Annotated in this window: 16 protein-coding genes and 1 tRNA gene; 3 read left to right on the top strand and 14 right to left on the bottom strand. The window is 70.5% G+C overall.

Features of this window, described 5'->3' with window-relative positions; translation table 11 throughout:
- Positions 1–96: 96 nt before the first annotated feature.
- From pknB to ACWIGI_RS03645, 7 genes are all read right to left on the bottom strand, one after another.
- Positions 97–2,004 carry a Stk1 family PASTA domain-containing Ser/Thr kinase gene (gene pknB, locus ACWIGI_RS03675; protein WP_454200790.1) on the bottom strand — a complete coding sequence of 636 codons (1,908 nt, stop codon included), beginning with the start codon at positions 2,002–2,004 and terminating at the stop codon, positions 97–99.
- Positions 2,001–3,572 (bottom strand): serine/threonine-protein kinase, encoded by a 1,572-nt coding sequence (locus tag ACWIGI_RS03670; RefSeq protein WP_454200789.1) that lies wholly within the window; start codon positions 3,570–3,572, stop codon positions 2,001–2,003. The genes pknB and ACWIGI_RS03670 overlap by 4 nt, the downstream gene beginning before the upstream one ends.
- Before the next feature lie 34 nt (positions 3,573–3,606).
- The gene (locus ACWIGI_RS03665; RefSeq protein WP_454200788.1) at positions 3,607–5,076 is read right to left on the bottom strand and encodes a peptidoglycan D,D-transpeptidase FtsI family protein; all 1,470 of its coding nucleotides are present in this window, start codon (positions 5,074–5,076) and stop codon (positions 3,607–3,609) included.
- Positions 5,073–6,545 (bottom strand): FtsW/RodA/SpoVE family cell cycle protein, encoded by a 1,473-nt coding sequence (locus ACWIGI_RS03660; RefSeq protein ID WP_454200787.1) that lies wholly within the window; start codon positions 6,543–6,545, stop codon positions 5,073–5,075. The genes ACWIGI_RS03665 and ACWIGI_RS03660 overlap by 4 nt, the downstream gene beginning before the upstream one ends.
- Positions 6,545–8,020: a PP2C family protein-serine/threonine phosphatase gene (locus tag ACWIGI_RS03655; protein WP_454200786.1), complete on the bottom strand. Its 1,476-nt coding sequence runs from the start codon at positions 8,018–8,020 to the stop codon at positions 6,545–6,547. Before ACWIGI_RS03655 ends, ACWIGI_RS03660 begins: the two co-directional genes overlap by 1 nt.
- Entirely contained in the window at positions 8,017–8,484 is a 468-nt protein-coding gene (locus ACWIGI_RS03650) for an FHA domain-containing protein FhaB/FipA (RefSeq protein ID WP_354988195.1), read from the bottom strand. The genes ACWIGI_RS03655 and ACWIGI_RS03650 overlap by 4 nt, the downstream gene beginning before the upstream one ends.
- 220 nt (positions 8,485–8,704) lie before the next feature.
- Positions 8,705–10,120: an FhaA domain-containing protein gene (locus ACWIGI_RS03645; RefSeq protein ID WP_454200785.1), complete on the bottom strand. Its 1,416-nt coding sequence runs from the start codon at positions 10,118–10,120 to the stop codon at positions 8,705–8,707.
- 282 nt (positions 10,121–10,402) lie between these two features.
- Here ACWIGI_RS03645 and ACWIGI_RS03640 point away from each other — a divergent pair.
- Positions 10,403–10,488 (top strand) — tRNA-Leu (locus tag ACWIGI_RS03640).
- Between the two features lie 789 nt (positions 10,489–11,277).
- Here ACWIGI_RS03640 and ACWIGI_RS03635 read toward each other — a convergent pair.
- Complete coding sequence (locus ACWIGI_RS03635; RefSeq protein WP_454200784.1) at positions 11,278–12,378, bottom strand: stage II sporulation protein M; 1,101 nt, start codon at positions 12,376–12,378, stop codon at positions 11,278–11,280.
- A 123-nt stretch (positions 12,379–12,501) separates the two neighbouring features.
- Here ACWIGI_RS03635 and ACWIGI_RS03630 point away from each other — a divergent pair, with 123 nt between their 5' ends.
- On the top strand, positions 12,502–13,302 hold the full coding sequence (locus ACWIGI_RS03630) for an RDD family protein (protein WP_454200783.1): 801 nt from the start codon (positions 12,502–12,504) through the stop codon (positions 13,300–13,302).
- A gap of 9 nt (positions 13,303–13,311) precedes the next feature.
- Here ACWIGI_RS03630 and ACWIGI_RS03625 read toward each other — a convergent pair whose 3' ends face one another.
- From ACWIGI_RS03625 to ACWIGI_RS03605, 5 genes are read right to left on the bottom strand one after another with little or no spacing between them, the layout of a single operon-like run.
- Positions 13,312–14,607 (bottom strand): DUF58 domain-containing protein, encoded by a 1,296-nt coding sequence (locus tag ACWIGI_RS03625; RefSeq protein ID WP_454200782.1) that lies wholly within the window; start codon positions 14,605–14,607, stop codon positions 13,312–13,314.
- A gap of 3 nt (positions 14,608–14,610) precedes the next feature.
- Positions 14,611–15,639 carry an AAA family ATPase gene (locus tag ACWIGI_RS03620; protein WP_454200781.1) on the bottom strand — a complete coding sequence of 343 codons (1,029 nt, stop codon included), beginning with the start codon at positions 15,637–15,639 and terminating at the stop codon, positions 14,611–14,613.
- Positions 15,615–16,673, bottom strand: a complete 1,059-nt coding sequence (locus ACWIGI_RS03615) for a DUF4129 domain-containing protein (protein WP_454200780.1) — start codon at positions 16,671–16,673, stop codon at positions 15,615–15,617. Before ACWIGI_RS03615 ends, ACWIGI_RS03620 begins: the two co-directional genes overlap by 25 nt.
- The gene (locus ACWIGI_RS03610) at positions 16,670–17,542 is read right to left on the bottom strand and encodes a hypothetical protein (protein ID WP_454200779.1); all 873 of its coding nucleotides are present in this window, start codon (positions 17,540–17,542) and stop codon (positions 16,670–16,672) included. The genes ACWIGI_RS03615 and ACWIGI_RS03610 overlap by 4 nt, the downstream gene beginning before the upstream one ends.
- 9 nt (positions 17,543–17,551) lie before the next feature.
- Positions 17,552–18,118 carry a TetR/AcrR family transcriptional regulator gene (locus ACWIGI_RS03605; RefSeq protein ID WP_454200778.1) on the bottom strand — a complete coding sequence of 189 codons (567 nt, stop codon included), beginning with the start codon at positions 18,116–18,118 and terminating at the stop codon, positions 17,552–17,554.
- Positions 18,119–18,210: 92 nt separating this feature from the next.
- Here ACWIGI_RS03605 and ACWIGI_RS03600 point away from each other — a divergent pair, with 92 nt between their 5' ends.
- Complete coding sequence (locus ACWIGI_RS03600; protein ID WP_454200777.1) at positions 18,211–19,788, top strand: MFS transporter; 1,578 nt, start codon at positions 18,211–18,213, stop codon at positions 19,786–19,788.
- Positions 19,789–20,164: 376 nt separating this feature from the next.
- Here the strand turns inward: ACWIGI_RS03600 and ACWIGI_RS03595 are convergent, their stop codons facing one another.
- Complete coding sequence (locus ACWIGI_RS03595) at positions 20,165–22,078, bottom strand: DUF4407 domain-containing protein (protein ID WP_454200776.1); 1,914 nt, start codon at positions 22,076–22,078, stop codon at positions 20,165–20,167.
- Between the last annotated feature and the right edge of the window lie 356 nt (positions 22,079–22,434).

Raw genomic sequence — 22,434 nt, 5'->3', positions numbered from 1 at the left:
CGCCGGGCCGAATCGGGCTGCCGGGCGGGATGTCTCGCCCCGGAACGACGAAAGCCGCACCCGTGGGTGCGGCTTTCGTGGTCTATCGGCCGGGCCTCACGGCGGTCCCAGGGACAGCACCCCGGTCGTGATGGTCACCGTCTGGCTCTTGGAGATGGACGATCCGGCCGTCGGCTGCTGTGCCAGCACCCGGCCCACGGCGGAGGCGTCCAGCGTGCTCTGCGTGGTCTGGCTGATCTGACCGTTCCAGCCGCGCTGGCGCAGGATGTCCACGGCCTGTGCCGGGGACAGCCCGATGAGGCTGGGCATGGGGATCTGATCGCCGCTCGAGACCTGCACGGTGATCGCGGAACCCTTGTCCGCCATGGTGCCCGCGCCCGGGGTGGTGCCGATGACGGTGCCCTTGGGCTGGGAGTTCGGCACCTCCTGCACGGTGACCTTGAAGCCCGCGCTCTCGGTCAGGTTCGGCTGGGCCACATCGATGTTCTGGCCGATGACGTCGGGGACGCGGACCTTCTCCGGACCCGAGCCGAGGGTGATGGTGACCAGTCCGCCGGCGTCGATCTTCTGGGCTTCGCCCGGGACCTGGCTGGTGACCTTGTCCTTCTCCTCGGCGGCGGAGGCCTCGCGCTGGGTTTCCGGATTGAGCCGCAGGCCCACCGCGTTCAGCTGCTGTTCGGCCTGCTGCTGGGTGAGCCCGGCCAGGCGCGGCACCGGGACCTGCGAGGGCCCCGACGAGATCTGCAGGGTGACGGTGCTGCCCTTGTCGATGCGCGAGCCGCCCAGCGGCTGGCTGGAGATCACGTTGCCCTCGGCGATCTTGCCGTCGGCCTTGCTGGCCTTGACGACGGTGAAGCCGAGCCGCTCCAGATCGCGTTGCGCCAGTTCGCCGTTCTTGTTCGCCATGTCCGGCACGGTGATCTGCTCGGCGTTGCTTCCGGGCCCGAGCAGCGCCCAGAACAGGCCGAAGGCGACGGCGAGGGTGCCGAGCACGCCGGCCACGATGAGCGCGGTGCGCCGCGGGTTGCCGTCGTTGTCGACGATCTCCTGTTCGGTGGTGTCGTCGCGGCGCTCGACCGTGCGGTAGCTGCGCGGGGGCGGCAGATCGTCGTCGAGGAAGCTGTTGCGGTCCTCGTCGCTCATGACCATGGGCGCGGTGGGCTTCTGCCCGCCCAGCACCCGGATCAGGTCGGCGCGCATCTCCGCGGCGGTCTGGTACCGGTTGGCCGGGTTCTTGCTCATGGCCTTGAGCACGACCGAGTCGAGTTCGCGTGGGACGCTGGGCAGTACGTGCGAGGGCAGCCGGGGGTCCTCCCGGACGTGCTGGTACGCCACCGCTACCGGTGAGTCGCCGGTGAAAGGCGGTTCGCCGGTGAGGATTTCGTACAGCACGCAGCCGACCGAGTACACGTCCGAGCGCGCGTCGACCTGTTCGCCGCGCGCCTGCTCGGGCGACAGGTACTGCGCGGTGCCGATGACCGCGGCGGTCTGGGTCATGGGGTTGGAGCTGTCGGCCAGGGCGCGCGCGATGCCGAAGTCCATGACCTTCACCGCGCCCGCGCGGTTGATCATGATGTTGGCGGGCTTCATGTCGCGGTGCACGATGCCGTTGCGATGCGAGAAGTCCAGCGCCGCACACACATCGGCGATGATCTCCATGGCGCGCCGGGGCGGCATCGGGCCCTTGCCGCGCACGATGTCGCGCAGGGTGTCGCCGTCGACGTACTCCATGACGATGTACGGCAGCGGGCCGCCGTCCACCTCGGCCTCGCCGGTGTCGTAGACCGCGACGATGGCCGGATGGTTCAGCGCCGCCGCGTTCTGGGCCTCGCGCTTGAAGCGCAGGTAGAACGTGGGGTCCCGGGCCAGGTCGGCGCGCAGGACCTTGATCGCCACATCCCGGGCCAGGCGCATGTCGCGCGCCTTGTGCACCTCGGACATGCCGCCGAAACCGATGATCTCGCCCAGCTCATAGCGGGACGAGAGGTTCTTCGGGGTCGTCATCGCTGTCCTTGGGGGATGGCTGGATCACTGTCGGTTGCGCCCTCGACTCCTCGAGCACCGGGAATTGGAAATGATGGTATGCCGATGCCCGGACGGCCCGCCGTGGTGGTCGTGGTCGCGCCCGCCGTGGTGGTCGGCGGCGCGGTCGTGGTCGGCGGGACCGTGGTCGTGGTCTTGGGAACCGTGGTGGTCACCGGCGGCGTCGTCGTCGGCGGCACCGTCGTGGTCGGCGGTTCCTCGGTGGTGGGCGGCGGCTCGTAGGTGGTCACCGGTGGCGGAACCGGCTTCTCCTTCGTCGTAGTGGGCGGAACGGTGGTCGTGGTCGTACTCGGCGGCGCGGTCGGCGCGATGACGGCACTGGTCCGGGTGGTCGGGGCCGGATCGTCCGGCGTCCCGCTGAGCAGCACGAAACCCGCCGCGGCGCCCAGGATCAGCGCGCCGACACCGAGTCCGGCCAGGGCCTTCTGACTGTTGGTGAACCGGCCCTGCGGCTCCGGCTCACCGGCCGGGGACGCACCGAAAGCGGTGTGGCCCACCGGGGTCTGCGACCCGGACATCATGACCGTCGCGCCGGTCGGCGGCGCGGGCGGGGGCTGGCGCATCGGCTGCGGCGGCGTCGGGTACCGGGTGGTGGCCGAGTCCGGACGCGGCGCGTTGGGGATGATCACCGTCGGCCCGGGCGGCAGCACCCGGGTGGCGCCGGTCGGGGCGATGCCACCGCCGGGGGTGGGCGTGCGGCGGCCCGCGCGCACCGCGGCCACCGCGTCGGCGAACTCGCCGCCGGTGGCGAAGCGCTGCTGCGGATCCTTGGCCATGGTGATCTCGATCAGCTCGCGCACGTTCGGCGGCAGATCGGCGGGCAGCGGCGGCGGGGTCTCGCGCACGTGCTTCATGGCGACGGTGAGCGCGCCGTCGCCGGTGAAGGGCCGTTCGCCCGCCAGCGCCTCGTAGCCGACCACGCCGAGCGCGTACACGTCCGAGGCCGAGGTGGCGTCCTCGCCGGTGGCCTGTTCGGGCGCGATGTACTGCGCGGTGCCCATGACCATGCCGGTCTTGGTCACCGGCGAGGCGTCCACGACCTTGGCGATGCCGAAGTCGGTGATCTTCACCTGGCCCGTGGGGGTGACGAGGATGTTGCCGGGTTTGACGTCCCGGTGCACCACGCCCGCCGAGTGCGCCACCTGCAGCGCGCGCCCGGTCTGCTCGAGCATGTCCAGGCCCTGCTGGACCGAGAGCCGCCCGAGCCGGGACAGCACCGCGTTGAGCGGTTCGCCCTGCACCAGTTCCATGACCAGGTAGGCCATTTCGCCACCCGACGGATCGAGCGTCTCACCGTAGTCGTAGATGCCCGCGATACCCGGATGGTTCAGCTGCGCCGTCGTCCTGGCCTCGGTCCGGAACCGGTGCCGGAACGTGGGGTCGGCGGAGAACTCCGCCTTGAGCACCTTGACCGCGACGCGGCGGTCGAGGCGGGTGTCGAGCGCTTCCCAGACCTGGCCCATCCCGCCGGTGGCGATGAGCCGCTGCAGCCGGTAGCGGTCCGCGATCATCGCACCGTTGTTCAGCATTCCAGACCCTGTCTACCTTGCGCCTTCATGTCGTTCAGCCCCCCAGTCCGGCATCGAGCACCGCGCGGGCGACCGGGGCCGCGACCGAGCCGCCGGTGGCGGCCAGCGAGCGGTCGCCGCCGTTCTCGACGATCACCGCGATCGCGATCTGCGGTTTCTGCGCCGGCGCGAACGCGATGTACCAGGCGTGGGGCGGGGTGTTGCGCGGGTCGCTGCCGTGTTCGGCGGTGCCCGTCTTCGAGGCGATCTGGTAGGCCCGCTGGCCGCCGCCCTGGGTGTTCTTCTCCGATTCGATCATCATGTTGGTCAGCTGGGTGGCCACCGGGGCGCTGATCGCCTGCCCGACCGACATCGGCTTGATGGTCTCGAGCATGGTCAGGTCGGGCGCCTGCAGCTGATCCACCAGATGCGGCTGCATGCGGACGCCGCCGTTGGCCACGGTGGCCGCGATGACGGCGTTGTCCAGCGGGGTGAGCGCCACATCGCGCTGACCGATGCTGCTCTGGCCCAGGGCCGCGCCGTCCGGGATGGTCCCGACGGTGCTGTCCGCCCACGGAATCGGAATGTTGGGGTGCTGCCCGATACCGAAGGCGGCGGCCTCGTCCTTGAGCCGCGCGGCCCCCACCTTGATACCGAGTTCCACGAAAGCCGTGTTACACGAGCGCTTGAACGCCTCGGCGAGCGACGCGGTGTCGGAATCGCCGGGGCCGCAATGGCTCCCGTTGTAGTTCTCCAGCGTGGTGGTGGTGTCCGGCAGCGTGATGCGGGGCGCGGCGGTGAGCTGATCGTCCGGCTTGGCGACGCCGTTGGCCAGCGCGGCCGCGGTGGTGATCACCTTGAACGTGGAGCCCGGCGGGTAGGTCTGCGAGACGGCGCGATTGAGCATCGGCTGGCGCGGATCGGTGCGCAGGGTCTGCCACGCCTGCGCCGAGGCGGCGCCGTCGTGCCCGGACAGCAGGTTCGGGTCGTAGGACGGGGTCGACACCATGGTCAGGATGCGGCCGGTGCTCGGCTCGATGGCCACCACCGAACCGGTGTAGCCCTTCGCGGTGAGCTGCTCGTACGCCACCTGCTGCATCACCGGGTTGATCGTGGTGATCACGTTGCCGCCGCGCGGATCCCGGCCGGACACCATGTCGATGAGCCGCCGCCCGAACAGCTGATTGTCCGAGCCGTTGAGCACCGAGTCCTCGGCGTGCTCGAGCCCGGTGCTGCCGTACTGCATGGAGTAGAAGCCGGTGACCGGCGCGTAGCCCAGCGGATCGGTCGGGTAGGTGCGCAGGTACCGGTAGCGGTCGTCGGTGGACACCGAACTCGCCAGCACGGTGCCCTGGGCGGAGATCTGCCCGCGCTGGCGGGCGTACTCGTCCAGCAGCACCCGGACGTTGCGCGGATCGTTGCGCAGGCTGTCGGCCTTGAATACCTGGACGTAGGTCGCGTTGGCGAGCAGGGCCAGCACCATGACCATGACGGCCATCGCGACCCGGCGCAGCGGAGTGTTCACGCGAGGCCCCCCTTCGGCGGCCGGCGCACCATCTGGGTGGGCGCCTCCGCGATCGGCTCCGGCGCCTTCTTGCGCACCGGCGCGGGCGCGCGCGCCGCGTCGGACACCTTGATCAGCAGCGCCAGCAGCGCGTAGTTGGCCAGCAGCGACGAGCCGCCGTAGGACACGAACGGGGTGGTGAGACCGGTCAGCGGGATCAGCTTGGTGACGCCGCCGACCACCACGAACAACTGGATCGCGATGGTGAACGACAGGCCCGCGGCCAGCAGCTTGCCGAAGCTGTCGCGCACCGCCAGTGCGGTCCGCAGACCGCGAATGACGAAGACGCAGAACAGCATCAGCACGGCGGTCAGGCCGATGAGGCCGAGTTCCTCACCGATGGAGGTGATGATGAAGTCGGTCTTGGCGAACGGCACCTGCGAGGGCCTGCCGCTGCCGAGGCCGGTCCCCGCCAGCCCGCCGGTGGCCAGGCCGAACAGCGACTGGGAGATCTGATACCCGGTGTTGCTGTAGTCGTCGAACGGGTGCAGCCAGGTCTCCACGCGCACCTGCACGTGCCCGAACATCTTGTAGGCGAAGAAGAATCCGACGCCGAGCAGCCCGAGGCCGATGACCACCCAGCCCACCCGCTCGGTGGCGATGTACAGCATCACCAGCACGGTGCAGAAGATGAGCAGCGAGGTACCCAGGTCCTTCTCGCGCACCAGCACGCCGATGCAGACCAGCCACACCACCAGGATCGGGCCCATGTCGCGGGCGCGCGGCAGTTCCATGCCGAACACGTGCTTGCCCGCGGCGGTGAACAGATCGCGCTTGGCGACCAGCACCCCCGCGAAGAAGATGATCAGCAGGATCTTCGCGAACTCACCGGGCTGCATGCTGAAGCCCGGCAACCGGATCCAGATCTTCGCGCCGTTCACCTCGGAGTACTTGCTGGGCAGCAGCGCCGGGATGGCGAGCGCGACCAGGCCGACGAGCCCGAGGGTGTACGCGTAGCGGGCCAGCGTGCGGTAGTCGCGCAGCACGATGATGACCCCCATGAAAACCACCATCCCCAGCCCCGTCCACAGCACCTGCTGATTGGCATCGGGGGAGGGGATGGACTTGGAGGCGAAGATCGCGTCCTGCTTCTCCGCCAGGTCCAGGCGGTGGATCAACACCAGCCCGAGCCCGTTCAACAGGGCGACGATCGGTAGTAGCAGGGGGTCCGCGAAGGCCGCGAAACGCCGCACCGCCAGGTGCGCCACCCCGAACAGGGCCATGTAGGCCGCGCCCAGTTTGGCGATGTCCCAGGAGATGGACTGTTCCTGACTGGCCTCGACCAGCACCAGCGACACCGTCGTGATGACCGCCGCCAGTCCGAGGAGCAACAGTTCCACATTCCGCCGGGTGGACGGCGGAGGCGCGGGAGCGAATCCGCCCGGCGGACTGGGAAATGCCCCAGCGGACGGTGGTGCCGGTGCGGACATCAGTCCGCCACCCTGCAGTTCTGCCCAGGCTGCTGCGGCGCTGTCGTGGTGGTGACCGACGGCTGGTCGGTCTTGCGCGGCTCCAGCGGCCGGTTCTCGCCACCGGGCTGCGCGCCGGGGGTGGTGGTCGGGACGACCGTCGTGCTCGCGGGCGCGTTGCTGTCGCTGGGCGGCGTCGTGGTCGTGGGGGGCGGCGTCGAGGCGGCCGGCTTCTCGCACGGGGGCAGCAGTTCGCGCTCGGCGAGGGCCTGCATCTGCTTGACGGCGTCGTCGTGCGAGCCGGGAGGCAGCCCCTTGTCGACCGAATCACGGCCGGTGGGCTTGAGATCGATGAGTTTGAGTTCGCGGCAGCCGGCGGGGAATTCCGCGTCGGGCGCGACCAGTTGCAGATCGCCGCCGCGGGTGACGCAACCGCGCTGATCCACATCGCGAATGGAGTAACCGAGTACCGAACCGGGCAGACCGCGGTGAATCACCACGCGGTCACCGTCGGCGCCCACGTAGTAGTTGCCGCGAATCATGTTGTAGCCCACCGTCAGACCCGCCCCGACGGCCACCAGCAGCGCGAGTGACAGTGCCACCCAGCGCAGTTTGTGACTCTTCTTGGGCGGATCCGGCTCCGGCTGCGCGACCGCGCGCCGGGGTGCGGCGCGCGGTGGTCTCATGGCGGCGGCTCGGCCGGCGGCGGTGTTGGGTGGGGGAGTGTCCTCGTCCTGCCCCGACGCCGCGCCCGCGACGATGGGGTGGCTCTGCCCGTAGTCCAGGTCGATGACATCGGCGACCACGACGGTCACGTTGTCGGGACCGCCACTGCGCAGGGCCAATTCGATGAGCCGATCCGCCGACTCGTCGGTGCTGCCCTCGCGCAGGGTGTTGGCGATGGTCTCGTCACTGACCACGTCCGACAGGCCGTCGGAGCACAGTAGGTAGCGATCACCGGCCCGCGCCTCGCGCACCACCAGGGTGGGCTCGATCTCGTTGCCGGTGAGCGCCCGCATGATGAGCGAACGCTGGGGATGGGTGTGTGCCTGCTCCGGGGTGATGCGGCCCTCGTCCACGAGCGACTGCACGAAGGTGTCGTCGCGGGTGATCTGGGTGAGCTCGCCGTTGCGGAGCATGTAGGCGCGGGAGTCGCCGATGTGGGCCAGGCCGAGTTTGCGGCCCGCGAACAGGATGGTGGTGAGCGTGGTGCCCATGCCATCGAGTTCCGGTTCCTCCTCGACCTGATCGGCGATGGCGGCATTGCCCTCGCGCACAGCGCGATCGAGCTTGCCGAGGAGATCGTCGCCGGGCTCGTCGTCGTCGAGATGCGCCAGCGCGGCGATCATCAACTGCGAGGCGACTTCACCGGCGGCGTGGCCGCCCATGCCGTCCGCGAGCGCGAGCAGTCGCGCGCCGGCGTAGACGGAGTCCTCGTTGTTGGCTCGGACGAGACCGCGGTCGCTACGCGCGGCGTAGCGGAGAACAAGAGTCACGATCGCAGCTCGATCACTGTCTTACCGACACGGACAGGGGTGCCGAGTGGAACTCGCACCGGGGTGGTGACCTTCGACCGGTCGAGGTAGGTCCCATTGGTGGAACCGAGATCCTCGACGTACCAGTCCTCCCCGCGCGGCGAGAGTCGCGCATGCCGGGTGGAGGCGTAGTCGTCGGTGAGGACCAGTGTGGAATCGTCCGCGCGCCCGATCAGCACCGGCTGCGCGCCGAGCGAGATTCGAGTGCCGGCGAGTGAACCCTGAGTCACCACGAGATATTTGGCGCCCTTCTGGCCTCGGCGCAAGGATGGGAGCACCGCTGAACCACCTGGGGCCCGTGGTGCGACCCGGATGCCGGAGGCCGCGTAGATATCGCTGCGCAAGGTCCGGAGCACCGCCCATACGAACAGCCACAACAACAGCAGGAACCCCGCACGGGTCAATTGCAGGATCAATCCCTGCACGGTGCTCCACCTCCTGTTCGACCGTGTCGTAGGTACGGCTTTCGACCCCCAACCGGTGTGCTGGTCGAATCGGCCCTATCGCTACGCATGTCCGTCTCTCGACAAGTGGTAGCAGACGCCACGCGTGCTGGCAGCATCATAGGGCCGTAGACCGGTTGCGATCACGATACGACCGAGGATTCTCGGGTCATATCGTGACCTGCACCGCGAGCTTACGGGATCAGACGATCCGGATCAGGATCTCGGAATGCCCGGCGCGGATGACATCACCGTCGGCGAGCTGCCAATCCTGCACCGGAGACCCGTTGACCAGCGTTCCATTGGTCGAACCGAGGTCCGAGAGCATGGCCGTCTGGCCGTCCCAGCGCACCTCGATGTGCCGCCGGGAGACCCCGGTGTCGGGCAGTCGGAAGTGTGCGTCCTGCCCGCGGCCGATGATGTTGCTGCCCTCACGCAATTGGTACGTGCGGCCGCTGCCGTCGTCGAGCTGCAGGGTCGCCGAGTAGCCGGACGCCGCCGCGGGCGCGTAGCCGCCGCCCTGCTGTCCGTAGCCGCCCTGCTGGCCGTACCCCTGGTCGCCGCCGTAGCCGGCCTGGCCCTGGTCGGCGTAGCCCTGCTGGCCGCCCTGCTGCCCGTAGCCCTGGTCATAACCCTGGTCGTAGCCCTGCTGGCCGTACGCCTGATCGGCCGGGTACGCGGGCTGCTGTCCGTAGCCGCCCTGCTGTCCGTAGCCGCCCTGGCCCTGATCGCCGTAGCCGCCCTGGTCGGCGTAGCCCTGCTGGCCGCCCTGCTGCCCGTAGCCCTGGTCATAACCCTGGTCGTAGCCCTGCTGGCCGTACGCCTGGTCCGCCGGGTACGCGGGCTGCTGTCCGTACGCCTGCTGGTCGTAACCGCCCTGCTGGCCGTAACCCTGGTCGCCGTAGCCGCCCTGCTGGCCGCCGTAGCCCTGCTGGCCCGGCTGGCCCTGCTGGTAGTCGTACCCGTTCTGGTACTCGCCGTAGCCCTGCTCGGCGCCGTAGCCACCCTGCTGGCCGTAGCCGGCCTGGTCGCCATAGCCTCCCTGCGGTGCGGGGCGGCCCGCAGGCGGAGCGCCGTATCCACGGCGTGGATCGGACTCCGCGGGCTCACGGCTGGGGTCGTAGCCTGAGTTCTGCGTCATGGGGCCAGCTCCTGGTTGCGGGTTGGGTCGTGGTCTGCGTTCAGGTCCCGCCGCCGGGCCGGCCCGGCGGTCGACGCTGCCGCCGACAGCGTCCGGGTCCACTCGGCCGCGTGTCCTGAACTGTCCGGTGTGCAGCGTAGGGGATGCCTCGAACTCGACGTGTACTTCGCCGTAGGTCTGCCACCCTTGTTCGCGGATGTAGTCCTGCAGATGTTTGGCGAATGCGCGCACGGTGAGGTCGTGATCGGCCTGTCCTTCGCCCTGGACGAGCTGCCCCAGGTCCGACTCGTTGACGGTGATGACGTAGCTGTTCGGTGCGAGCCGGTGTCCGCCGCCGATGTCCTGCACGTTGTCCGAGGCCTCGCGCTGCAGCGCGGCCTCCACCTCCTGCGGGACAACGCTGCCGCCGAACGCACGCGCGAAGGCGTCACCTACTGCCCCCTGGAGGCGACGTTCGAATCGCGAAACAATTCCCATCGCCCCTCCTCTCGGGTCAGGACGCTCCCTGGAGTGAAGCGTTCGTCGTGTCGGGTCTGCGGGTGTGATGCCGTTGACCTGCGCGTTCGTCCGATACAGCGGCACGCGAGCATGGCGTGTCGCTGTGGGGACACGGTGCTTGCATGATATCCGCGATCACCCACACCTGTAACTCTTGGCGGCACCCCTGGGTTCCCAGCGTGCCACCACCCATCCGCATGGCCGATAACCAGCGGATTTCGTTTTGGCGCATACCCCGTGATACGTTTCTTCCCGTCGCTCGGGCGAGTGGCGGAATGGCAGACGCGCTGGCTTCAGGTGCCAGTGTCCGTAAGGACGTGGGGGTTCAAGTCCCCCTTCGCCCACCACCAGTAGGCCCCATCCGAATCCGGATGGGGCCTACTGCGTTTCGTGGTCCGTTCCGGATTGCCGCGCCCGTGCGGGCCCGGCTCGGCGGGTCGCTGCTCCCGCCGGCTCGACTGCCATCGTGTGCCGGGCCGCACTCCTTGGCGATACCCCGTTTCTCGGGTCTTGCGCGGCGTCGCCGGAAGTCCGGTTTCCATGCCCCGGAACGACCAGGTCAAACGGGGTGTGACGAAGATCGCAGACACGCGCGTGAACTCCTCGGCCGGGGCGTTGCCGGAGGGCCTCCGACGGTCCGCGCGGGGGTGTAAATCGATTGCCGGAAGGTTTCGAATCGGGTATGCGCCCGATTTTCTTCCGCCATTGCCGGATGCCAGGTTGGCCAAAATGAGGTTAAACAGACTTGGGGTCTGTTTCACTTCCGGTGACCACCGGGCAATGCGGCCGATTCGGTGCGAAACACCAGCTTAACGCGGGTTGAACCGCCGGAGATCGGTATTGGCCGGACCGATCGGCAAACACCGCCGGGGCGCGTCCATCGGGTGCCCGTGGCGGGACCGGAAGGGTCCGGAAAAAGGCGCCGAATGCCCGGTTTCGGACGGCTCGGCAGCCACCCCGCAAAGGGGAAGCCAGGAATTAGCGATTGCCTCGGGTTGTGTTCGGAGCAACCATATTTCGCCTGGTCGCGTCGTGCGTCCACTCAGCGAGTCGGAGGTTGCGTAGCCATAACGATTGTGTAGAGTCATCGGCAACGCTGGCCGCAGCTGAGCCGGACTCGCTGCGGCCAGTGCAAATCAATTCCTGGCCGTTGTCGCCGGCGTCCGAGTAGCCGGTGCCGCAGGGAATTCCGGGCCTTCGCCCACATGAACAGCGGGTGTCGCCATCGGATTGCCGAAGGTGTGCGCCGGATCACCGAAGGTGTGTGCGGCCGCTTCCGCCGCCGCCTCCTCGTCCAGCACGGCGCGCCGCCCCAGCCCGAAGACGTAGAGCAGGAAACCGATTTCGGCGAGCGCGCCGATCCCGACCCGCACCGCGGTCGGCCAGCCGCTCGGGGTGACGAAACCCTCCAGCAGCCCGGACACGAACAGCACCACGACCAGGCCCAGCGCGATCACCGCGGTCGCGCGGCCCTGCCGGGCCAGGGCCCGCGCCCGCGTCTCGTGCCCCGGGTCGATCAGCGTCCAGCCCAGTTTCAGGCCCGCGCCGCCCGCCACGAAAATGGCCGTCAGCTCCAGCATTCCGTGCGGGAGGATGAAGCCGAAGAACGATTCCAGCCGGCCCGCCTCGGCCATGAGCCCGGCGCTGATGCCCAGATTCAGCGCGTTCATGAACATCACGTACACCGCGGGCAGGATCAGCACGCCGGTGAACAGCGCGGCCGCGGCCACCGAGGCGTTGTTGGTCCACACCTTCGCGGCGAAGGCGTCGTGCGAGTGCTCGGAGTAGTAGGTCTCGAAGGCCCCGCCCGGCTTCGTCAGCTCGCTGGTGTCCGACTCCAGGCCCAGATGCGTGCGCGCCGAATCGGATTCGGCCACCCACGCCCCCAGCGCCGTGGACACCGCCAGGAACAGCGCGGCCACCGACACCCACCACGGCCACGCGCGGTACGCCGCCGCCGGGAAGCGCCGGGTGAAGAAGAGACCGATCTCGCGCATCGTGTCCACCCGCGCGCCGAGCGCGCGGCCCCGGGCCCGGGTCAGGACCGCCGAGAGCCCGGCGACGAGTTCGGGATCCGCGGAACGCGTCTGCAACCGGGCCAGCTGCTGTGAGCCGATCCGGTACAGCCGCACCAGCTCGTCCGCCTCCGCCCCGGTGAGCCGCCCCCGCCGCGACGCCAGCTGGTCCAGCCGGTCCCACGAGCGCCTGTGCACGAAGGTGTACGCGTCCAGATCCATCGGTTGCCTTCCTGTGCTACCACTCGACAGAATGCTATCCAGCGCGTCCACCCGATCGGTCGCACCCGAACCGCGGTGAACGTCGAAGAGGCTCTGGTCGATCGCGGAGGGGAGGCGGACAACATGGCTCTGTTCACGACGGGCGAGGCCGTCGCGGTCGAACTGCCGATCGCGCGCATCCCCACGCGGGCGGCGGCGTTTCTGCTCGATCTGATGCTGCAGCTGTTCCTCGGCCTGGTGCTCGTGCTCATCACCCAGCTCACCCTCGCCGAATGGGGCGCGGACCCCGCGTGGCACGACGCCGCCATGATCGTCGTCATCGTCGGGGTGCTCATCGGCTACCCGACGCTGAGCGAGACGTTCACGCGCGGGCGTTCGATCGGCAAGCTGGCGCTGGGACTGCGCGTGGTGCGCGCGGACGGCGGCCCGGTGGACTTCCGGCACGCGGTCACCCGCGGGCTGGCCGGCACGGTCGACTTCTGGTTGCTCGGCACCGGACTGGTGGCGGTGGTGAGTTCGCTGTGCTCGGCCGACGGCCGCCGGATCGGTGACGCGCTGGCGGGCACCGTGGTGGTGCACGACCGCAGCCGGCTGCCCTTCGCCGCCCTGGCCGCGCCGCCGCCGTGGCTGCTGGCGTGGTCCCGGCCGCTGGATCTGTCCGGTCTCACCGATGAACTGGCGCTCGCGGTCCGCACCTACCTGACCCGTTCGCGCACCCTCACCCCGATGGCGCAGGAGCAGCTGGGCCGCACCCTGGTGCTCGCGGTGTGCACCCAGCTGTCGGTGCCCCCGCCCAACGGCTATCCGCCCCTGCAGATTCTGGGCGCGGTCCTGGCCGAACGCCAGCGCCGCGCCATCATGGCGATCCAGCCGCCCATTCCCGCCGGGCACGCGGCCGCCCGCCCCCTGCCCGTGGCGGGCTAGCTCCTCGGTTCAGACCGCGCCGGTGCGCTTGAGTTCGAGGTACTCGTCGGCGAGGGCCTCGGGCAGCCGGTCGGGAGCGGCCGTGATCACCCGGACACCGATGCGCCGCAACGTCTCCCGGGCCACCGCGTCGTCGGCGACGACGTTCTCCGCGGCGGCGGCCGCGTACAGATCGGCGAGACCGGAGCGGCGGCCCGCGGCGTCGGCTACCTCCGGGTCGGTCACCGACACCACGAGGACCCGATGGCGTTCGGCGAGCACCGGCAGTACCGGCAGCAGTCCCTCCTGCACGGTGGCGGCGTCCAGATGCGTGAACCACACCACCAGGCTGCGCCGCTTCGCGCGCTGCAGCGTGGTGCGCATCAGCCCCTGGTAGTCGGTGTCCACCAGCTCGGGGGTGACCGGGGCCAGCGCGTGCATGAGCTTGAGCTGCAGGCGTTTTCCGCCGACCCCGCGCACCTCGGCGCGGACCCGGCGGTCGTAGGCGAGCAGGTCGACCGCGTCGCCGCCGGCCGCGGCCAGACCACCCAGCAGCAGCGCCGCCTCGATGGTGGCGTCCAGCCGGGTGCCCGCGCCGACGTGGCCCGCGCTCACCCGCCCGGTGTCCAGCAGCATGACCACGTGCCGATTGCGTTCGGGCCGCCAGGTTTTCACCAGCACGTCGTTGGCGCGGGCGGTGGCGCGCCAGTCGATGGTGCGCACGTCGTCCCCGGCCACGTACTCGCGGAAGGAGTCGAACTCGGTGCCCTGCCCGCGCATGACGGTGGTGTTGCGCCCCTCGAGGTGCTGCAGTCGCTTCACCTTGGAGGCCAGCAGTTTCTCGCTGCGGAACGGTGGCAGCGCGCGCAGCCGGGCCGGAACCGGGCGCCGCGTCTGCCGCCCGGCCAGGCCGAGCGGCCCGTACAGCCGCACGGTGACGGGCCCGGCGACGCGATCGCCGCGGTACCGCGGCGTGAGTTCGGTGTGCAGCCGCGTCTTCGTGTTGGGCGGCAGCCGCAGCGCGTGCCCGCGCCGATCGGCGTGCGCACTGGCCGGCCAGTCGTCCCACAGCACGCCACGCAGCGTCCGGGCGCCGGTGTTCAGCGCGGTGAGTTCGACCTCCGCGGTGCGCCCGCTGCGCACCGTCGTGACAGGTTCGCGGGAAAGTTCCAGCGCCGCCGCCGAACCCGCCAGCGCGAGGTCGGTCAGCGCCAGCGCGGCGAGCAGGCCGGTCGCCAGCAGCACCCCGGGCCAGGACGGCAGCACGAAGGTGACGAACAGCGCCGCGAGGCCCGCCGCGGCGGCCAGCCGGCCGGTGACGATCACGCGCTACACCGGGACGGGCACGGACATCAGCAGCGACGCCATCACGCCCTCCGCCGTCACGCCCTCGACCTCGTGCTCGGGCCGCAGTTGCAGCCGGTGCCGGAGGACCGCCGTCGCAACGGTTTTCACGTCGTCGGGGGTGGTGAAGCCGCGGCCGTTCAGCCAGGCGAAGGCGCGCGCCGCCGCCATCAGGGCGGTCGCGCCGCGGGTGGACGCGCCGTGCGTGACGGCGGGGGAGGTGCGGGTGGCCCGGCACAGGTCGACGGTGTAGGCCAGGACCTCGGGGCTGACCGTCACCCCGGCCACGGCCCGCCGGGCGGCGGCGATGTGCGCGGGCCCGGCCACCGGGCGCAGGCCCGCCGCGACCAGGTCGCGCGGATCGAACCCGGCCGCGTGCCGCTGCAGGATCCGGAATTCGTCGTCGCGGCCGGGCAATTGGATGTCGACCTTGAACAGGAACCGGTCCAGCTGCGCCTCGGGCAGCGGGTAGGTGCCCTCCTGCTCGATGGGGTTCTGCGTCGCGATCACCACGAACGGGTCGGGCAGCGCCTGCGGTACGCCGTCCACCGAGACCTGGCGCTCCTCCATCGATTCCAGCAGCGAGGACTGGGTTTTCGGCGGGGTGCGGTTGATCTCGTCGGCGAGCAGCAGATTGGTGAACACCGGGCCGCGCCGGAAGGTGAACTCGGCCGAGTGCGGATCGTAGATCTGTGATCCGGTGACGTCGCCGGGCATCAGGTCCGGGGTGAACTGGATGCGCGCGTGCTCGAGGTCGAGCGCGGTGGCGAGCGCGCGCACCAGCAGCGTCTTGGCCACGCCCGGAACGCCTTCCAGCAGTACGTGGCCCCGGCACAGCAGGGCCAGCACCAGGTACATCACGGCCTGGTCGTTGCCGACGACCGCCTTGCCGATCTCACCGCGCAGCGCGAGCAGCGCCTGCTGGGCCTGTTCGGCCGTGACGGTGTGATTGGCCTTGGCGAACGCGTCCACCTGGGGCTCCGATCGGGTCACAGGACCTCCGCTTCGATCCATTCGAGTTGTGCGGCCACGACTTCCAGCGTGGCCCGGTCGGCGACCGGTTCGTACAGGGCGGCCCGGACCAGGGCCGGGTCCGTGCCGGTGCGCGCGATGACGGCGCCGACGACCATCTCGGGCGTGCTGTCGGCGGTCAGGCTCAGGACCGGGCGCAGGCGCCGCAGCGTGGCCGCGCGCAGTTTGCTCGCCACGTGATCGTGATCGCGGGACCGGCGGTACAGCCCGGCCTGTCCCTCGAGCAGTTCGTGCGCGGGCGCGCGGACCGGCAGTGGTTCCTCGACCACGGTGCCGCGCCGGCGGCCGCGCCAGCACAGCACCAGCGCCCAGGCGATGAGGAACTGCAGCCCGCCGAACGCCGCCCAGGCGGGCATGGTTTCGAAGATCGAGTCCTGGCCCGCGCCGAATTCGCGCGGCCGCTCCGGCGGATCGGGCGCCTCGGTCGGCGGTTTCGGCGTGTCGGGCACATCCGGAACGTCCGGCGGCGCACCGGCATTGAGCAGCACGTAGATCAAGAGGAACACCGCGAGCGTGCCGCCGACCGCGGCCCAGAAACGCCAGTCGCGCAGGATGGGCGGCCACTCGAACGGCTCGCGTTCGCGCTTGTCCCTGGTCTTGCGAACGCGCTTCTTGCGCTTCTTCGCGGAGACGATCTCGGCGGGCGCGTCCTTGGGCGGCGGCGCCGTGGAGAAGCGGTCGGCCGCGGCGAGTCGCCGGTACTCGGCTTCGCCCGCGGGCCGTCCGCCGTACACGATCTCGTCGAAACTGTGTGCCGCCCACGGCAGTTCCGCCGCGTCCTCGGGGACGGCGGTGGTGGCCGCGCGGGCGGTCTCCCCGGCGGTGCGGGCGCGCTGTTCCTCGAGAATGCCGCGCTGTTCCAGGCCGCGGGTGACGGCGCGGTAGCGCTCGCGCACCGCGGTGCCGAAGTCGGCGCGGCGGGCGGCCTCCTCGGCGGCGGCCAGGTGGGCGGCGGCGGGGCCGAGCGCGGGTTCGGGCGGGGCCGGATCGTGCTGTCCGAGCTGGGATTCGGTCACGGCCGCGCCTGCCCGGGTACCCGGATGTCCCAGGCCTCGCGCCGGCACCGCCGGTCGACGTAGGCCACGACCTGCGCGGCCGACTCGACCATTTCCGCGAAGGCGACCATCAGCAGGGCGAGGGTGATGAGCAGGACCGTCACCGTCCACCGGCGGGTGCCGGTGATGTCGGAGACGTAGTTCCACAGCGCGAACAGCGGCACCAGCAGCACCACCATGAGCGCGCGCAGGTACATGAACACCCAGACGAGCTGCCATTCCGTGCCGCCGGTGAGCACCCGCGAGCGCATGACGGCGAGCTTGTAGGGCGCGGACTCGTCGAAGATCAGCGGCAGCATCAGCGAGCGGCGCGCGCGCAGCCACGCCAGCCAGAGCACCGCGAACGGCAGGGTGATCATCAGCGGCGTGCCCAGCGCCAGCACGCCGAGGCCGATCAGGGTGAACACGACCTGGTAGCCGAGTACCGGCCCGGACACCTCGGACAGTCGCGTGAACGCGGCGCGCCAGGTCAGCGGTCGCCGGTGCACCACGGCCAGTCCCAGCGGCACGGTGACCCCGCGCATGATCAGGCGCACCAGCCACGCGCACACCAGGGTCGTGATGATCGCGCCGACCAGCACGCCGTCGTCGGAATCCCCGGTGGCGACCGAGATCAGGACCGTCGCCGCGATGGCGATCGCCGCGGCGCCGGCCACGGTCACCGCGGCGATCGCGGCGAGCGGTTTGACGCGCGCCTGTATCAGCGCGAAGGGGAGATCGAGGAGTTCGCGGAACTGCATCGGGCGAACGGGCACGATCACCGAATCGGTGGTCGTCCCCCCCACCGAGCCGGTCGACGGACCGACGGAGTCGGCGGCGGCTGGCAACACGGCCCGAGTCTAACCGGACGAACCACCGGTTAGCCGTGCGACGACCTGGCGATAGAGCTCCGCGTCGACCGGCGGCATGCCGAGCAGGGCGCGCAGATAGACGCCGTCGCCGACGAGCCGGATGATCTCGGCCTCCACCGGATCCTCGATCTCGTTGTCCAGCACGCCTTTCCAGGCGTCGAGCACCTCGAACAGCGCCCGGTCGGTCTCGTCGGCGCTGCCGTCGACGGGTCCGTCGACCGTGCGCATCGCCGCGAGCATCGAGCGGTACAGGGCGAGTTCGTGCGCGTCGGCGGCGTCGTAGTGCTGCGGGTTCTGCAGGTACCACTCGGCCACCGGTTGCCCGCTGTCCACCGCGGCGCGGACCTGCTCGTCGGCGCGCTCGCCGAGCCGGCGCACCAACCCGGCGAGCAGGGCGTCCTTGGACTTGAAGTGATAGAGCAGGCCGCCCTTGGAGACGCCGGCCGCGGCGGCGACGCTCTCCAGCGTCACCTGGGACATGCCCTTCTCCAGCAGCAGCGTCTCGAGGGCGTCGAGGATCCGGTTGCGGGTGCCGGACGGATCACGGGTGGTCACGGCGAATAACTGTACCGTCTGGACGGTTGATCTGTTACTGTACCGTCTGGACGGTTCAAATCTGGCCCCAGCAACCCCGAAAGAGAAAGACAATGAGCCCCGACACCACGGCACGTTCCGGACCCGTGTCACCGCACGAGCACGCCACGACGAAAGACCTCGCGCCGCGACCCGGCGGAAAGGCGACCGCCCGCACCTGGGCGGGCCTCGGCGTGCTCGCGCTGGCCCTGCTGCTCATCTCGGTCGACGCCACCGTGCTGGACCTGGCGGTCCCCGCGATCACCGCGCACCTCGCCCCGACCACGCCGCAGCTGCTGTGGATCATCGACGTCTACTCGTTCGTCCTGGCCGGATTGCTCATCACCATGGGCACCCTCGGCGACCGCATCGGCCGCCGCAGGCTGCTACTGCTGGGCGCGGCCGGATTCGGCATCGCCTCCGCGCTCGCCGCCTGGGCCGTCAGCCCCGAGATGCTCATCGCCGCGCGCGTGCTGCAGGGTGTCGCCGGCGCCACGCTCATGCCCGCGACCCTGGGCCTGATCCGGTCGATGTTCACCGACTCCCGCGAACGCACCCTGGCCATCTCGGTCTGGGGCGCCATGGCCGGCAGCGGCGCGGCCTTCGGGCCCCTGCTGGGCGGCTGGCTGCTCGAACACTTCTGGTGGGGCTCGGTGTTCCTGATCAACCTGCCGGTCATGGCGGGCCTGATCGTCGCCGCGCCGTTCCTGGTGCCGGAGTCGCGGGACCCGAACCCGGGCCGCTTCGACCTGGTGAGCGCCGCGCTGTCGATGCTGGCGCTGATCCCGATCGTGTACGCGGTCAAGGAATTCGCCGCGCACGGGCCGCAGATGAGTCTGCTCGCGTTCCTGGCGACCGGCGTGGTGGCCGGATGGCTCTTCATCCGCCGCCAGCGCGCGCTGACCGCACCGCTGATCGACCTGGGCTTGTTCCGGCTGCCGCCGTTCCGCGCCGCGGTGTTCGCGAACCTACTGGCCGTCTTCGCGCTGGCCGGCGTGCTGTTCTTCGGTTCTCAATACCTGCAACTGGTGCTGGGCCGCACGCCCCTGCAGGCGGGTCTGCTGCTGATTCCGGGCACCCTGGGCAGCATCGCCGGTTCACTGGCCGCCGCCTACGCCGTGCGCTACTGGCGGCCGGTGACGGTGCTGACCGCGGCGCTGGTCACGGCCGCGGCGGGCGCGTCGCTGTTCTGGCTGCTGGGCGCGGAGCCCACCGGCACGGTGCTGCCGTTCGTGCTCGGCTTCGTCCTGATCGGCCTCGGAGTCGGTGTGGCGCTGACGGTGTCGTCCGACCTCATCGTCAGCACCGCCCCCGCCGAACGCGCGGGCAACGCCGCCGCGATCTCCGAGACCGCGATGGAAGCGGGTATCGCCCTGGGCGTGGCCGTGCTGGGCAGCGCCGTCATGGCGGTGTTCCGCCGCGGCCTGGATCTGACCGGCGTCCCTGCCGACCGGACCGCCGCCGCTCGCGAATCCCTCGGCGGCGCACTGGAAACCGCCCGGCAGCTCCCCGCCGCGGCGGGGCAGGCCCTGGCCGACGGCGCCCACCACGCCTTCGTGAACGGCGTGCACGTGGCCGCCACCGGCACGACGGTGATCCTGCTGATCACCGCGTTCCTCACCTACCGCAGCGCGCGGGCGAAGACGCGCTGACCCTCACCGCATCGCATCGGGTGCGGTGAACGGACAACTGAAAATCCCTGTGGCCCGGCTGTTTCCGAGTGAGACGCCGGGCCGCGGTGTGATTCGGGGCCGGTACCGGTCCCTGGGAGAGCCACCGAGACCGCCGGTGGTGAATATCACTGACGCGCTGCGCTTCTCGGCACGGGCGGTACGTGACGACTGTCTCGTCGCGATCGCCGGAGCTCCGCGGGGGATCGGTGTGGCTCCTACCGCGTCGATGCGGCCCGGTACCCCCGGATCGTTCGCACCCCGTGGCGACCGCGCAGGTTGCGCGAGGCCGAGTTGCCGCGGCCGGGATGGTCGCGGGCTCGGGCGGTGGTACTGCCGGGGCAGCACCGATGGACGGTTAAGAGCTTGTGCCCGGGGGCAATTCGCGCTGATCGCGGCCACCCAGTTCGGGGGTGTGCCGGTGGTCGAGTTCCGGGCGGTGCTGGGCGGGCAGCGAACCCTGCCGGTCGGCGGGCGGCAGCGGGTAGCCGGGCTCGACGACCTGGCCGGGCGGCAGCGCCGGGTAGCCCGGGGCTGCGGCGTAGGGCTGGTACCGGGGATACGGATTCAGGACGTCGGCGGCCACACGCTGGGCGTACACGTGCTGGGGCGACCCAGCGGGCAGCTGGTAGCCGTACTGCGGGGGAGCGCCGTAGACCTGCTGCTGCGCCCGCTGCGCGGCCGAATCCTCCGAATCCACCGTCACCTTGCGGGTCCGGCGCAGCGTGAAGGTGATCTCCTCGGCCTCCTCGAACGCCTGGCGCACCGTGCGCAGCGGATGCGTCGCGGTGTCGATCGCGTTCGCCACGAACGAGGGCACCAGCGGGCGGATCCAGCGGGCCGCGGTGTCGGTGAACGGCACCGTGCCGATGATCGGAAGTTCCAGTCCGCCACCCTTGTTCGCGGGCGCGGCCTGCGCCGCGATCGGCGCCGGCGCGGCCGGTGCGAGCGCTCCGCCGGCGCCGACCGGCGCCACCGGGCCGGGGGCGTAGCGGTCGGGCAAGTTCGGCGTGTGAGTCACGGTCCCCTCCTGAGGCATGTCGTTGCCGGCCGTGCTCCCGGCCGGTAGTTCCCCCCGTGCCGCCGGAAGCTCACGCTGTGCGGCACGGTCGAATTCGTCGATCGCGCGCTGCGCCGGTTCGGTGATGCCGATCTCGAAATTGCCGATCGCGGCGATGATGCGGGTGCGCTGGCGCTCGCGATCGATGGCGGTGTCGGCGTGCGCGGCCAGCTTGGCCGCGGTGAGCTGCTGGTCGGCCCGCAGCGTCTCGGCCTCCACCCGTACCTCCGCCTGTTTGACGGCGATGGCGGTGTCGGCGGCCTGCTCGACCCGGTCGGTGATCGTGCGGGTGGCGATCTCGCGATCGAACGAGGTCTCCCCGCGCCACCAGCGCAGCAGCACCGGAAGCAGCGCCAGCACGATGAACAGCAGTGCGAGCACGACACGCAGCGCCAGCGGTCCGGCGTGCGCGGTGGTGTGGTCGTTCATGGCGACCCAGCGCGCCCCGAGCCCGCGGTCGCCGCCGGTGTACGCGCCCGCCCGGGCCGCGCTCAGCGCGTCGTTCTTCTCGGTGATCTGCGCGTCGAGCCCGGCCGTGCGGCCCTGCGCGGCGGACAGCTGTGCGAGGTAGTCGGTGAGCAGCTGATTGGCGGTGCGCTCCTCGGGCCCGCGCCCCGGCACCCCGGTGACGGGCAGCTGTGTGCACTCGGGTCGCGGGTTGGATTCGCAGCGCGCGAGGGTCATCGCCTTGTCGACGTCGTTCTGCGCCTTGACGATCTGCTGATCCAGCGCGGTCCGGTCGGCTCGCGCCTGGTCGGCGGCGTCCCGTGCGGCGATCACCGCCGGCGCGGATTCGATTCCGCGCCCGGCCTTTTCGTCCAGCAGGCGGTTCACGGTGCCGCCGAAGAGCACGGTGCCCGCCAGTTCGGCGACCACCACGCCGGCCAGCGCGGCCACCGCGATCCGCGCGGCGAACTGCGCTCCGGCCGGGCTCGCGAAGACCGAACCGCCGCGCTGGTTCTCCTCGCGCTCGGGCGTGGCGGCGGTGGCCAGGGCGCGAGATACCGCCCCCACCAACAGGGTCGAGAGCAGGGCCGCGCCGGCGACGGCGATGGGATGCCAGTGCGCGGCGGCGCCGGCGAGCGCGATGACCACACCCGCGGTGACCGCGAACAGCGCCACCACGGTTCCGGTCACCGAATAGCCGGTGCGTTCGTGGCGGTCGGACAGGCCCGCGTGCGCGCCCCCGAGCCAGGTGAGCAGAGCGGTCACGGGGCTCACATCCTCTAAGTCCCAGGCTTATTCGGGTTCTCTCGAGCGTCGCTCATCGGTGAAAGGTCACGGTCTTGTCTCAGCGTGACAGGCCCGTGCCCGTTCCACCGACTGTGGCGGCTGGGATGTGGCCAGCCTCACATCGGCGTGTTTCCAGCGTGTGACGTGGTGTTGATCACGCTGGTACCGGGCGAAACGGTCGCGAAATCAGTGACTCGACGGCCGTTCACTGTTTGCCAGCCATGTGCTGAAGCGTACATTCGATAAAGATTCCGTACGGTCGGAACGTTGCGAGAGCATGTCGCCCGGACCGCCGCGACGCCGACTCGACGTCTCCGGAAAGTTAGCCGCCCTTC

This window comes from Nocardia sp. NPDC055321 (assembly GCF_053645575.1).
Note: the sequence above shows the minus strand (reverse complement) of the source record. Positions and strands in the feature narration are given on the sequence as shown.